Consider the following 14,423-nt stretch of genomic DNA (forward strand, 5'->3'; position numbering starts at 1 on the left):
GAGGCCGTCCCCGTCTTCGGCGGCCCGTCGACGCCGGTGCTGCACTTGGAGGAGATCGCCCGGAACCGCCTGATCGAGGGCTGACGGGCCCTTTTCCGCCGTCGTCGGAAAAGTCCCGTTCACCGTGCTTTGCCAGGCTGCGTTCCCGCAATGTTGCCTGGGAACCCTTCCAGCTCCGTGGTTTCTCTGTTAAGAAACTTAACTAACTATCAGACGGAGGCGCGCCGTGAGTTCACCAACCCGGTCGAACGGGCCCGGAGCTGGGGTTTTGCCCCAGCCAGGGCTGGAACGGAAGATCGGCCCGCTGCAGGCCACCGCGATGAACATGACGCAAATGTGCGGGATCGGCCCGTTCGTCACGATTCCGGCGATGGTCGCCACCATGGGCGGGCCGCAGGCCATGTTCGGCTGGATCATCGGCGCGATCATCGCGCTCGCCGACGGCCTGATCTGGGCCGAACTCGGCGCGGCGATGCCCGGCGCCGGCGGCACCTACCTGTACCTCCGTGAGGCGTTCCAGTACCGCACCGGACGGCTGATGCCGTTCCTGTTCGCGTGGAGCGCGGTGCTGTCCATCCCGCTGATCATGTCGACCGGCATCATCGGCCTGGTCCAGTATCTGGGCTATCTGGTGCCGGGCGTGGTCGACGAGAACGGCACGACCGGGCTCGGCCACGTCATCGGGATCGGGGTCGTGGTGCTGATCGTGCTGGCGCTGTTCCGCAGGATCGGCCAGATCAGCAAGCTCACGACCGTGCTGTTCGGGGTCATGCTGTTCGCCGTGCTGGCCGTCATCGTGGCCGCGTTCAGCCACTTCAGCGGCAGCCAGGCGTTCGACTTCACCCCGGGTGCGTTCAGCTTCTCCGGCGGCGCGTTCTGGGCCGGGCTCGGCGCCGGCCTCATCATCGCCATCTACGACTACCTCGGCTACAACACCACCGCGTACCTCGGCGCCGAGGTGAAGAAGCCGGGCAAGACGTTGCCGCGGTCGATCATCTTGTCGATCCTCGGCATCATGAGCCTGTACTTCGTCATGCAGGTCGGGGTGCTGGGCTCGGTGCCGATCGAGCAGATCAAGTCCGCGACCTCGGTCGCTTCGCTGGTGCTGGAGCAGGCGTGGGGCATCAGCGCGGCGAAGGTGTTCACCGTCTTCATCGTGATCGCCGCGGTCGGCTCGGTGTTCGCCGGGCTCCTCGGTGGCTCGCGGGTGCCCTTCGAAGCCGCCAGGGACAAGCTGTTCCTGCCGGTGTTCGCCCGGCTGCACCCGAAGCTGCACCTGCCGACGGCGGGCGTGCTCACCATGGGTGTCATCACCGCGGTCGGCTCGCTGTTCACGCTGACCGACGTCATCAACGCCGCCGTCGCGACCCTGGTGATCATCCAGTCGGTCGCCCAGGTCGCCGCGATCGTCGTGCTGCGGCGGCGTCAGCCGAACCTGCTGCGCCCGTACCGGCAGTGGCTGTACCCGGTGCCGACGATCATCGCGCTGGCCGGCTGGCTCTACATCTACTACTCGGCGAGCCGGCTTTCGATGGGCCTCTCGATCGGGTGGATCGTCATCGGGATCCTCGCGTTCCTCGTCTACGCCAAGGCCGAGCACACCTGGCCGTTCGGCCCGAAGGACGTCCGCGAGAACTTCGTCGGCGGGGCCGACACCAACCGAACCGAAGGGGCGCAAGCATGAGAAGGCCATTGGCTGCGGCAGCCGCACTGCTGCTGTTACCGGGCGTGCTGACGGTGGCCGCGCCCGCGTCGGCCCAGGAGTCCGCCGCCGACGTGCGGATCGCCGCCGCGAAGCCGCACGGTCTCAGCAAAATCGGGACACAGGGCTGGCAGGTGCTCACCAGCGCGGTCGCCAAGGATGGCGGCGAGCGCGTCTCGGCGCCCGGGTATCCCACCTCCGGGTGGCTGAAGGTGAAGCCGGACGACGAGGGCGCGCCGGGCACCGAGCTCAACGCGCTCGTGCAGAACGGCCAGTGCAAGGACGTCTTCTACTCCGACAACATGCGCAAGTGCTTCGGGTCCGTCGACAAGCTCGGCCCGATCACGACCGGTCAGTTCGCGGACCCCTGGTGGTTCCGCACCGACTTCGCGCCGGCGTTCAGGCCTGGCCAGAGCGCGAAACTGACCATCCCGGGTGTCGTCGGCGAAGGCGACGTCTGGGTGAACGGCACGCTCGTGGCGGGCAAGGACGTCGTCAGCGGCGCGTATGCCGGGCACACCTTCGACGTCTCGAAGCTCGTCCGGCCGGGCAAGAACAGCCTCGCGGTGAAGATGTACCCGAACAACCCGCTCAAGATGTTCACCCTCGACCAGGTGGACTGGGGGCAGATCCCGCCGGACAACAACACCGGCATCCAGTTCGCGCCGCAGCTGCAGATCTCCGACGAGTTGACCGGCGACAACGCCCATGTCACGCAGAACAACGCCGCCGACCTCAGCAGCTCCTCGCTGACGGTGGAAACCGACGTCACCAACAACTCGGACCGCTACCAGCGCGGCGACGTCACCGCGACGATCACGCCGCCCGGTGGTGGCGCGCCGATCGTCGTCAAGCAGGCGGTGGACGTCGCGGCGCACAGCAAGCAGACGGTGTCGTTCGCGCCGTCGAAGTTCTCGACGTTGAAGATCGCGAAACCCAAGCTGTGGTGGCCGTATTCGATGGGCGACCAGCCGCTGTACACGTTGTCCACCGCGGTTTTCCAGCACGGTGAGCTGTCGACGAGCTCGCAGGGGACCTTCGGGATCCGTTCGGTCAGCTCGCGGCTGGTGGGGAAGTCGCCGCAGGCGCCCGAAGGATCACGGCTCTTCGGGATCAACGGCAAGGAGTTCGTGTTCCGCGGCGGCGGCTTCGCGCCGGACCTGTTCCTCCGGTACGACAAAGCCGATGTGGCGCACCAGATCTCGCTGATCAAGAACATGGGGCTGAACGGTCTGAGGCTCGAAGGTCACGACATGCCGCAGGACTTCTACGACCAGGCGGACCGTGCCGGACTCCTCGTCATCGGCGGATTCCTGTGCTGTGACGCCTGGCAGCCCGACGGTGAGGCCGACCTGACCGAGCGGGACTTCCGGATCATGCACGACTCGGCTTACGCGATCGGGCAGGGGGAACGGAACCACCCGAGCGTGTTCAACTACGGCTGGAGCGACAACGAGCCGACGCCGCGCCAGGAGAAGGAAACGCTGAAAGCCTTCCAGGAAGCCGATTTCCAGGTTCCCGTGATCGCGTCGGCCGAGTACAAGAGCACGCCGACGCTCGGCCAGGCGGGCGAGAAGGAAGGCCCGTACGACTGGGTCCCGCCGTCATACTGGTACGACACCACGCATTTCGATCCCGAGGATTCGAGCCGTACCAACGTCGGCGGCTCCTGGGGCTTCGCCAGCGAGCAGAGCGCCGGGCACACGGTGCCGACGCTGGACTCGATCAAGCGCTTCCTTTCGCCCGCGGAGCAAGAAAAGCTCTGGAAGGACCCGGAGTACAACCAGTACCACGCGAATTTCGAGCCAGGGCACGGCGGCTACAAGTTCGGCACGCTGTACTCGCTGGACAACTCGATCACGCAGCGGTACGGCAGCTGGAACTCGCTCGAGTCCTACGTCCAGCTCGCCCAGGTCGCGAACTACGAGAACACCCGCTCGCAGTTCGAAGCGTTCCTGCACCACTCGAACGACAAGGCGAACCCGTCGACCGGCGTCGTGTACTGGCAGCTGAACAAGGGCTGGCCGACCCTGTTGTGGTCGCTGTACAACAACGACGGTGACCAGGCCGGCAGCTTCTACGGCGCCAAGAAGGCGAACCAGCCGCTGCACGCGCTCTACGGGTACGACGACAACTCGGTGACCCTCGACAACCTCGGCGCCGGGACGCAGCCGGGACTTTCGGTGCAGGCCAAGGTGTACGACACCGCGGGGAAGGTACTGGACGACCAGACCGCGGGCGGGATCAGCCTCGGCAGCCAGGTCGTGAAGAACAACGTGCTGAAGCCGAAGGTGCCGGCGGTCACGACCGCGCCGGAGAAGGCGCAGGTGTTCTTCGTCGAGCTGCAGGTCAAGCAGGGCGGCAAGGTCGTCGACCGGAACGTCTACTGGTTGTCTACGCAGAAGGACGTCGTGGACTGGGACAAGAGCATGGGCCAGCCGCAGGCGACGCTTTCGCAGCACAGCAGCCTGCAGGCGTTGCGGAACCTGCCGCAGGGCAAGGTCAGTGCCGTGGCTTCCACGCGTCCGCAAGCCGGCCCGAACGGTACCGACACGGTCACCACGGTGACAGTGACCAACACGTCCAATACGCCCGCTGTCGGATTCTTCCTGCGGGCGGACGTGCGGCGGGGAACCGGGTCCGGTCGTGAGCTGCCCGGGGACAACCAGGTCGGGACCGCGACCTGGGACGACAACAACATCACCCTGTGGCCAGGACAGTCGCAGACCCTCACGGCCGGCTACAAGGCGTCGGACCTGCACGGTGCCACGCCGGTGGTCAGCGTCTCCGGCGTCAACACCGCCCGGATCGTCGTCGGCGCCAAGGGCGGCTACGGACACTCCGGCACGGCGCCGAGCGGGCCGGTCGCACTGCGGAACCTCGTGGCGGACGGGACCAAGGAGTGACTACTGACGAGGTGATCCTCGGGATCGATTTCGGGGGGACGAAGGTCGCGCTCGGGCTCGCCGACCGCGACGGGAAATTGCTCCACACACATCGGCTGGACACGGACGCCGAAGCGGGCGCCGAGCAGGTCGTCTCCCGGGCTCTGTCCCGCGCCGACGCGTTGCTGGCCGAGTTCGGCGGGCGGCTGAGCGCCGTCGGGGTGGTGAGTCCGGGGATCGTCCTGGACGACCGGATCCTGCTGGCGCCGAATGTGCCGGGCTGGGAGTCGCTGCGGCTTCGGGAACTGGTGGCCGCACGGTATTCCGTGCCGATCGCGGTGGGCACGGACGTGAAGGCCGCGGCGCTGGCCGAGTGGAAGTGGGGAGCGCTGGCAGGTGCCGACCCGGCGGTGTTCGTGTCACTGGGGACGGGGATCGGGGCCGCGCTTGTGGTGGGCGGCCGGGTTCTCGGCGGGGCTCATGGTGCGGCGGGGGAGTTGGGGTACAACCTGCGTTCTCCGTTCGGTACCGAGGGTTTCGCGAGTGGTGCCGCACCTTTGGAGGAGGCCGTTGGCGGTAAGGGGTTGGGGGACCGGGCGAGCGCTTTGTTCGGGCGGCCGGTTGGCGCGGGGGAGTTGTTCGGGCTGGCTCGGGACAATGCCCAGGCGAAGGAGTTGGTGACCGCCGCGTTGGATGAGTTGTCCATGCATGTGGCCAACTTGGCGATTTTGATCGACGCCGAGCGGATCGCGGTCGGGGGTGGGATGGTGCGGTCCGGGGAGGTGGTCTTGCCGGTGTTGCGGGATCGGCTGGCGCATGCGGTGCCGTTTCCTCCGGAGTTGGTGATGGCGACGTTTGATCAGGAGGGGGCTTTGCTGGGGGCGATCGCGCTGGCTCTGGGCGGGTGACGGGGTTCGTCTCCTCGGTGCTATGAACGGACCTTTCCTGGCGTCTGCCGCCAGGAAAGGTCCGTTCATAGCGTTGTTCCAGCCACGAGATGTCGACATCACGCGACCTCTTAGTCGCTAAGAGATCGCCACCTGTCGACAGATGGCGAGCCACCCGGCCCCTGGAAGTACCCCAAAGCGGCGGTGGGGGCGTTGAGTGCCCCCAACGCCGCTTTGGGGTAATGGTCGGCGGGATAGTTCGGGCAGGGGTGGGTGCCTCGGCTCGTCCCTGGCTTGGGGCGGCACGGCTTTGTCGCCCGCCTGAAATGGTCCCGGCTTATGTCGTGGCATGAATGGACCTTTCATCTCGGTTTTTGAGATGAAAGGTCCATTCATTTCAGTTTTGGGGGTGGTGTGTGGGCTTTTGGTGGGTGCGGCTGGTTGGGTTGGCTGTGGTGTGAAGGGGTCCTTCCTTGCGGTTTTTGGTAGGAAGAGTCCCTTCATTGCGGTCCTGGCTTAGCCCCGTGGGGCCTCGCCGGTCTGGCCTTCGGAGCGTGCGGAGCGGGGGTGGCGGAAAATGTCAGGGGTGGCTGGCATGCTCTGGCCAAGATCGAGAGGGAGGTCGGAGATGGCGCCTTGGAGCGTGGAGCGGGTGCTCCAGCTCGCACCGGACGCGGCGTCGGTGAAGGCGGGGCGGGCGCTGGCTTCGGCGGCCAAGTGGCCGGTGCTGGGGGCGTCGGCGGACGCGGTGTGGGGGGCGTGCCAGGGGAGTGGGAAGGCGCCGTACCAGACGGTGGTCGAGTTGGCGGAGCCCGCGTTCCGGTGTTCGTGTCCCAGTCGCAAGTTTCCTTGTAAGCACGCGGTCGGGTTGTTGTTGCTGTGGGCTGGTGGGGTTGTTGATGACGCCGATGCGCCGGAGTGGGTGGGGGCGTGGCTGGCGGAGCGGAGTGCGCGAGCGAGGCGTGCTGAGCTGAAGGCCGAGTCTGTCAAGGCGCCGGATCCGGTGGCGGCGTCCAAGCGGGCGGCGCAGCGGGTGGATCGGGTGAGTGGCGGGGTCGCCGAACTGTCCGTGTGGCTGGGGGATCAGGTCGGACGCGGGCTGGGCGGGTTGGAGCGTGGGGGACGGCTCGAATTGTCGGGGGTGGCGGCCCGGATGGTCGACGCGCAGGCACCGGGGCTGGCGTCGGGGTTGCGGCGGGCGGCGCAGCTGGTGGGGCGGGGCAAGGAGTGGCCGGGGAAGCTGCTCGAGGAACTTTCGCTGCTGCATGTGCTGGTCGAGGCGTTTCCACGATTGAAGGAACTGCCGGAGGCGTTGGCGGAGACGGTGCGCGCTCGGTTGGGATTTGTCACTGACACCGCTGATGTGCGTGAAAAGGGTGTGCGGGTCACGGATAGGTGGCTGGTGGCGGGACTTGTCGACGACGAGGGCGATCAGCTGATCACGCGGCGGGTGTGGTTGCGGGGGCTCGGAACGGGGCGGGCGGCGTTGGTGCTTTCGTTCGCGCCGTTGGGGCGGCCGTTGGACTTCTCGCTCTTTCCCGGCTCGGTGGTGCCGGGCACGCTCGCTTTCTATCCGGGGGCGTTGCCGTTGCGGGCGTTGGTGGTCGAGCGAGAGGAACCCGTTGTGGCGGCTCGTCCGTATGGGGATTCCGTCGCTGTCGCGCTGGGGAGTTACGCGGCGGCGTTGGCGTTGGATCCGTGGGTGGAGCGGTGGCCGGTCGTACTGAGTGACGTGGTGCCGGCGAGCACTCCGGAGACCTGGCTGCTGTCCGATGTGGACGGTGACGCGTTGCCGCTGGTTTCCGGGTTCGACCCGTTGCCGTTGCTGGCTGTCTCCGCGGGACGGCCGTTGACGGTGGCGGCGGAATGGTCTGGCGCGGGACTGCGGCCACTGTCCTGTTGGGACGGAGAGAGGCCGGTGCTGTTGTGAAGGGCTGGGACGAGCTGGTCGCGACGGCGTTGCTGGGCACTCAGCGGCGGCCGGTGGACACGGCGGCATTGCCGCCGAAAGTGCGTGGGTTGCTGCCAGGTGGGGACGCCACTGGCGAGTTGCTGACGGCGGCCGCGTTGATGACGGGGTACCGCCGGGCCGGGCGGGTGGCGGCGCGGGACGCGGATCCGGTGCCGGTGGCGGCGGTGGACGAGCGGCCGCTGGTTCCGTCGGCCGCGCGGCAGCGGCTGGCCGGACTTTTGACCGCCCGTGATCCGGATCTGCTCGACGAGTGGCTGCTTTTGGTGGAGCGGCGCGGGCTTCGTGTGCCGCCGGAGCGCTTGCCCGCCTTGGTTTCCGCGGCCCGCGACAGGGTGGCTTCGCGCTCGCTGACGGCGTCGGTCGCGGGGCCGTTGAGCGAGTGGCTGGCCGAGGTGAATCCCGAGTGGGAGTTCCTCGCGGCGCACGCGAAGGCGACCGGCGAGGACGATGTGTGGCGCTACGGCACCACACCGCAGCGCACGCGGTGGCTGGCGTCGGCGCTGGCCACCGATCCCGAACGGGCCCGCGCCGAGCTGGCGTCGGCGTGGCGTAGTGAACCGGCGCAGGTGCGGGTCGAGTTCCTGACGGCACTGGGTTCCGCGCTCACCCCGGAGGACGATCTGTTCCTGGAAACCGTGCTCGACGATCGGGCGCAGCAGGTCCGCAAGCTCGCCGCCGAGCTTCTGCAAGGGCTGCCCGCCTCCGGGCTGGCGACGCGGATGGCGGATCGCGTCCGGGCGCTGGTGTCGGTGCAGCATCGGGGGCCGCGCCGGGAAGTGCTGGTCGTGACGCTGCCCGAGGAATGTGACGAGGAGCTGCGCCGGGACGGGGTGGTCGCCACTCCGCCGAAGGGCGGGCCGCGGGCGTGGTGGCTGCGGCAGATCGTCGCGGCGGCGCCGATGTCGGCGTGGGCCGGGTTCGCGCCGAATCCCGAGGCCTTGCTGCGGATGCGGGTCGAGGGCTGCGACGAAGCCTTGTTGCGCGAGAGCTGGGCGGTGGCGGCCGCCCGGCAACGCGAGGTGAGCTGGGCCCGTGCCCTGCTGGACGCCGATCCGGACGGCCCGCAGCGGGCCGGGCTGGTCGCGGCGCTCCCGCGTGAGCAGTGGGCCGAAGCCGTCGGCAGGCTGGCGACGCGGGCCAGCTCGGCGCATTTGTCGGAGGTAGTGGTGGCGCTGCCGCGGCCGTGGCCCGCCGAGCTCGGCACGGCGCTGCTCGATTGGCTGGTCGTCCGGCCGGACGAGCGGGCCGTCGCCGCGGCGGCCCGCGTGATCGCCCGTGCGGTACCGCCGGTTTGCCTGAACCATCCGCTGACCACCGGCCCGCTGCCCGAGGACGTGTCGCCGTGGCGCCGTCAGCTGGTCGAGACCTTGAATTTTCGCCGTGAGATGCATGAGGAGCTCCGATGACCACCGAGACCATTCTGCGGCCGCACGCCGAGCAGACCTACGCCGGCGAGCTGGCCGCACTCGCGGCGCAGGACGAGCGGGAGAAGCCGCCGTCCTGGTTGCTGTCGCCGTGGTCCGTCGTGACGTATCTGCTGGGTGGCACGCTTCCCGACGGCACGGTGATCAGTCCCAAGTACGTCGGGCCGCGGCGGCTGGTCGAGGTCGCCGTCGCGACCCTGGCCACGGACCGGGCGTTGCTGCTGCTCGGCGTGCCGGGCACGGCGAAGACGTGGGTGTCCGAGCACCTGGCCGCCGCGGTCAGCGGCGACTCGACGCTGCTGGTGCAGGGCACGGCCGGGACGGCCGAAGAGGCGATCCGCTACGGCTGGAACTACGCGCGGCTGATCGCGGAAGGCCCGAGTGAGAAGGCACTGGTCGCCAGCCCGGTGCTGCGCGCGATGCGCGATGGGAAGGTCGCGCGGATCGAGGAGCTGACCCGGATCCCGGCCGACGTCCAGGATTCACTGATCACCATCCTGTCCGAGAAGACGCTGCCGGTGCCCGAGCTGGGCACCGAGGTCCAGGCCCGCCGCGGGTTCACCGTGATCGCCACGGCGAACAACCGGGACAAGGGCGTCAACGAGCTGTCGAGCGCGTTGCGCCGCCGGTTCAACACCGTCGTCCTGCCGCTGCCCGACTCCGCCGAGGCCGAGGTGGAAATCGTCACGCGCCGCGTCGAGCAGCTGGGGACGTCGCTTTCGCTGCCTGCACAGGATGTCGAGCTGGCGGAGATCCGCCGGGTGGTCACGGTGTTCCGCGAGCTGCGGTCGGGTCGGACCGAAGACGGCCGGACAGCGGTGAAGTCCCCGTCCGGCACGCTGTCCACCGCGGAAGCCATCAGCGTGCTGACCGGCGGCGTCGCGCTGGCCGCGCATTTCGGTGACGGCGTCCTGCGGCCGCACGACGTCGCCGCCGGGATCATGGGCGCGGTGGTCAAGGACCCGACGGCCGACGCCGCGGTGTGGAGCGAGTACCTCGAGACGGTGGTCCGCGAGCGCGACGGCTGGGCCGACTTCTACCGAGCGTGCCGGGAGTTCGCCGGATGACCGAAGTGTCCACGCATCTGCTGGGCATCCGTCACCACGGACCCGGCTCGGCCCGCGCCGTCGCGGCCACCCTCACCGAGCTCGAGCCGGACATCGTGCTCATCGAGGGGCCACCGGAGGCCGATTCCCTTGTGGAGTTGGCCGCGGGCAAGGACATGGTGCCGCCGGTGGCGTTGCTGGCGTACGCCGTCGACGACGCCACGCGGGCGGCGTTCTGGCCGTTCGCGGTGTTCAGCCCCGAGTGGCAGGCGATCCGGTACGCGCTCGACGCGGGCGTGCCGGTGCGGTTCTGCGACCTGCCGGTCGCGCACCAGTTCGCCGCCGAGCCGGTCAGCGGCGGCGGGCTGTCCGCCGATCCGCTCGCCGAGCTGGCGTCGGCGGGCGGCTACGAAGATCCGGAGCGCTGGTGGGACGACGTCATCGAGCATCGCCGCGATGGCGCGGCGCCGTTCCCGGTGATCGCCGAGGCGATGATCGCGCTGCGGGAAGGCGAGGAGCCGCAGGAAACAGCGGGCGCGCTGCGTGAGCGGCAGCGTGAGGCGTATATGCGCACTGCGTTACGCAAAGCCAAAAAGGACGGTTTCCGGCGGATCGCCGTGGTGTGCGGGGCCTGGCACGTACCGGCGCTCACCGAGCCACTGCCGCCGGCGTCGCGGGATCAGATCGTCCTCAAAGGACTGCCGAAGCGGAAGGTCGCCTGCACCTGGGTGCCGTGGACGCACAGCAGGCTGGCGACGGCGAGTGGTTACGGCGCGGGTGTGACGTCGCCGGGCTGGTACCACCACCTGTTCACCGCGACCGACCATGTGACCACGCGCTGGCTGACCGACGTCGCCGGGGTGCTGCGTGCGGAGGACCTGCCGGTGTCGAGCGCGCACGTGATCGAGGCGGTGCGGCTCGCGGACACGCTGGCCGCGTTGCGGAGCCGGCCGCTGGCCGGGCTGGAAGAAGTCACCGAGGCGACTCGGTCGGTGCTCTGCGGCGGGGACGACGTGCAGCTCGATCTGGTCACCCGGCGGCTGGTCGTCGGCGAACGGCTCGGCGAGGTCCCGCTGGAAACTCCGCAAGCGCCAGTGGCGGCGGACCTCACGGCGGCGGCGAAACGGTTGCGCCTCAAGCGTGATCCGCTGGAACGTGAGCTGGACATCGACCTGCGGAACCCGACCGGCACGGAGCGTTCGCAGCTGCTGCACCGGTTGCGGATCCTGGGCGTCGGCTGGGCCAAGCCCGCGACGGCCGCGCGCCGGTCCAAGGGGACGTTCCGGGAGACGTGGACGTTGTGCTGGAAGCCCGAATACGAAGTCGACCTCGTGGCGGCCGGGGTACACGGCACGACGGTGCTCGCGGCTGCCGTCTCGGTCATCCGGGACAGAGTCTCGGCTGAGGCGACGCTGGCGGAGATCACCGGTGCGGTCGAGGACTGCCTGCTCGCCGAGCTCGACACCGCGTTGCCGGACGTGCTTTCGGCACTGGATGCCCGCGCTGCCAACGATTCCGACGTCGCCAACCTGATGGCCGCGTTGCCCGCGCTGGCCAGGGCCGCGCGTTATGGCACTGTTCGCGACACCGACACGAGTTCGCTGCGGGAAGTGGGGGAGCGGATGGTCGCGCGCGTGTGCGCGGGGCTCCCGTCCGCGGCCCACGGTGTCGACGAGGACGCCGCGGTGAAGCTGTGCGGGCTCGTCGACGGCGTGCACGAGGCCACGAGCCTGCTCGACGACAAGATCAGGGAACGCTGGCTCGTCGCGCTGGAAGCGTTGGCACGAAGGGAAACCGTCGCGCCGCTGCTCGGCGGCCGGCTGACGCGGATCCTGCACGACGCCGAGCGTGTCGACTCCGCCGAGGTGGAAATCCGGCTCGGCCGGGTGCTCACGCCAGGCATCGAACCGGCCAAAGGCGCGGCGTACGTCGAGGGGTTCTTCGCGGGCGGCGCGCTGCTGCTGGTGCACGACGATCGGCTGCTGCGAGTGCTCGACGCCTGGCTCGCGGGCGTGCCGTCGTCGCTGTTCGTCGAGGTACTTCCTTTGCTGCGACGCACTTTCGGCGCGTTCGCCGGGCCGGAACGCCGGACGATCGGCGAGCGTGCGGCGAGCTTGTCCGGCCGGACGGCGCCGATCGTGAAGATAGCTGAGGACTTCGACGAGCGCCGCGCGGAAGCCGTGCTTCCGGTGCTGGCGACTCTCCTGGGGGTGGGGCATGCCTGACACGGAAACCGAGCGGCTGCGGCGATGGCGGCTGGTACTGGGCGGGGAGGACGACGGCACCGGTCACGGCTTGGCCGGGCAAGATCAGGAGATCGACGTCGCGCTTTCGTCGCTGTACGACGGGAAACGCGAGGCCGAGGGTACCGGCCGCCGTACCTCGGGCCTGGGCGCGTCCGCGCCGCGCGTGGCGCGCTGGCTCGGCGATATCCGCGAGTACTTCCCCAGCACGGTCGTGCAGGTCATGCAGCGCGACGCCGTCGAGCGGCTCGGGCTGACCAGGCTGCTGCTGGAACCTGAACTACTCGGAGCGGTCGAGCCGGACGTGCACCTGGTCGGCACGCTGCTCGCGCTCAACGGCGTGATGCCGGAACGCACCAAGGAAACGGCCCGCCAGGTCGTCCGCCGGGTGGTCGAAGACCTGGAGCGCAGGCTCGCCGACAAGACCCGCGCCGCGGTCAAAGGCGCGCTCGACAGGGCCGCTCGTACGCACCGGCCACGGCACGCGGACATCGACTGGCAGCGCACGATCCGCGCGAACCTCAAGAACTACTCGCCGGAGCTGGGCACGATCATCCCGGACAGGCTGGTCGGCTACGGCCGTAAGCAGCACAGCGTCCAGCGGGACGTCATCCTCGCCATCGACCAGTCCGGCTCGATGGCGGAATCCGTGGTCTACTCCAGCGTTTTCGGCGCCGTGCTCGCGTCGATGCGGTCACTGCGCACGCAGCTCGTCGCGTTCGACACCGCCGTCGTGGACCTCACCGAGGAGCTGGACGACCCGGTCGACGTGCTGTTCGGCACGCAGCTCGGCGGCGGCACCGACATCAACCGCGCGGTGGCGTACTGCCAGAGCCTGATCACCCGTCCGACGGACACGCTCTTCGTCCTGATCAGCGACCTGTATGAAGGAGGCGTACGGGACGAGCTGCTGCGACGCGCGCGCAGCCTAGTCGGTTCGGGGGTGCAGATGGTGGCGTTGCTCGCGCTGTCCGACTCGGGCACCCCGTCGTACGACCACGAGAACGCCGCCGCGCTGGCGGAGCTCGGTGTCCCCGCCTTCGCCTGCACGCCGGACCTGTTCCCCGAGCTGATGGCCGCCGCGATGCGCCGCGACGACCTCAGCCAGTGGGCGGCCACGAACATCGGAGTTTGACCTTCACCCAGGGACAGAGCACAGGGTCGGAGCACCGGGCAGGGAGCCCGGGACGAGGAGGAGATATGGCCAGGCTGAGCATCGGTGAGTTCGCGCAGGCGTCGGGCCTGACACCCAAGGCCTTGCGGCTCTACGACGAACTCGGCTTGCTGCCCCCTGCCGACGTCGATCCGCGGTCGGGCTACCGGTCCTACGAACGGGGTCAGCTGGGCCGAGCCCAGCTGGTCGCGTGGCTGCGCGGGCTCGGCATGCCGTTGGCCCGGATCCGGGTGGTCTGCGATCTCCCGCCACTGGCGGCGGCCGCAGAGGTGACGTCGTACTGGCATCAGGTCGAGGCCGACACCGCGGCCCGTAAGGAACTGGCCACCTTCCTCGTCGACCATCTGTCCAGAAAGGACACTGACATGGCCGACGTACGCACCGAATGGGAACTCCGCTCCGCCGCCCGGGATGATCGAGGGCTGGTGCGGGAAAGCAATGAAGACGTGACGTATCGAGGGCGGCACCTGTTCGCGGTCGCCGACGGGTTCGGCGCGCAGGGCAAGGAGAAGACGGCGAGTGACGCCGCGGTCGACGCACTGGAACCGTTGGACGCCGACGTGCCCGCCGGAAACCTGCTGAAGGCGCTCGGCGCGGCCGCGGGCGGGGCGCGCAAGGCTGTGCACGAGTTCATCGCGTCCGACCCGGCACACCAGGACACCGGGACGACGTTGACGGCAATGCTCTGGTCCGGCGCCCAATTCGCGCTGGCGCACGTCGGTGACTCGCGGGCGTATCTCCTGCGGGATGGCGAACTGACGCAGATCACCTACGACCACACCTTCGTGCAATCGCTGGTGGACGAGGGAAAGCTGACGCCGGAGGAAGCCGCGTCGCATCCGAAACGCACCACGCTGCTTCGCGCGCTGCACCGGGACGACGAGACGGAACCCGACCTTCACCTGCGCGAAGCACGGTCCGGGGACAGGTACCTGTTGTGCTCGGACGGACTGCACGCGGTGGTCGCGGAACAACAGTTGCGCGAGGTCCTCGGCACCACGAGCACTCCGCAGCAGGCCGTGGACCGGTTCGCCGAACTCGTCGAGGAGGCAGGAGCACCGGACAACTTCGCCTACGTCGTCGTCGACGC

The 14,423-nt window shown here is 69.0% G+C and carries 9 protein-coding genes; all 9 read left to right on the top strand.

Annotated features, from left to right (window positions below; translation table 11 throughout):
- Positions 1–226 precede the first annotated feature (226 nt).
- Positions 227–1,684 (top strand): APC family permease, encoded by a 1,458-nt coding sequence (locus VGP60_RS06270; protein ID WP_327546908.1) that lies wholly within the window; start codon positions 227–229, stop codon positions 1,682–1,684.
- Positions 1,681–4,608: a glycosyl hydrolase 2 galactose-binding domain-containing protein gene (locus VGP60_RS06275; RefSeq protein ID WP_327546909.1), complete on the top strand. Its 2,928-nt coding sequence runs from the start codon at positions 1,681–1,683 to the stop codon at positions 4,606–4,608. The genes VGP60_RS06270 and VGP60_RS06275 overlap by 4 nt, the downstream gene beginning before the upstream one ends.
- Positions 4,605–5,495 (top strand): ROK family protein, encoded by an 891-nt coding sequence (locus VGP60_RS06280; protein ID WP_327546910.1) that lies wholly within the window; start codon positions 4,605–4,607, stop codon positions 5,493–5,495. The genes VGP60_RS06275 and VGP60_RS06280 overlap by 4 nt, the downstream gene beginning before the upstream one ends.
- 607 nt (positions 5,496–6,102) lie before the next feature.
- Complete coding sequence (locus VGP60_RS06285; protein ID WP_327546911.1) at positions 6,103–7,404, top strand: SWIM zinc finger family protein; 1,302 nt, start codon at positions 6,103–6,105, stop codon at positions 7,402–7,404.
- Entirely contained in the window at positions 7,401–8,852 is a 1,452-nt protein-coding gene (locus VGP60_RS06290) for a DUF5691 domain-containing protein (RefSeq protein ID WP_327546912.1), read from the top strand. The genes VGP60_RS06285 and VGP60_RS06290 overlap by 4 nt, the downstream gene beginning before the upstream one ends.
- Entirely contained in the window at positions 8,849–9,937 is a 1,089-nt protein-coding gene (locus VGP60_RS06295; protein WP_327546913.1) for an ATP-binding protein, read from the top strand. The genes VGP60_RS06290 and VGP60_RS06295 overlap by 4 nt, the downstream gene beginning before the upstream one ends.
- A gap of 5 nt (positions 9,938–9,942) precedes the next feature.
- Positions 9,943–12,141, top strand: coding sequence for a DUF5682 family protein (locus VGP60_RS06300; protein WP_327546916.1), 2,199 nt, complete (start codon positions 9,943–9,945; stop codon positions 12,139–12,141).
- Entirely contained in the window at positions 12,134–13,294 is a 1,161-nt protein-coding gene (locus VGP60_RS06305) for a VWA domain-containing protein (RefSeq protein WP_327546914.1), read from the top strand. Before VGP60_RS06300 ends, VGP60_RS06305 begins: the two co-directional genes overlap by 8 nt.
- Positions 13,295–13,359: 65 nt before the next feature.
- On the top strand, positions 13,360–14,423 hold a 1,064-nt coding region (locus VGP60_RS06310), incomplete at its 3' end, for a MerR family transcriptional regulator (RefSeq protein WP_327546915.1).

The sequence above is a fragment of the Amycolatopsis sp. genome (assembly GCF_036008905.1).
Taxonomy (GTDB): domain Bacteria; phylum Actinomycetota; class Actinomycetes; order Mycobacteriales; family Pseudonocardiaceae; genus Amycolatopsis.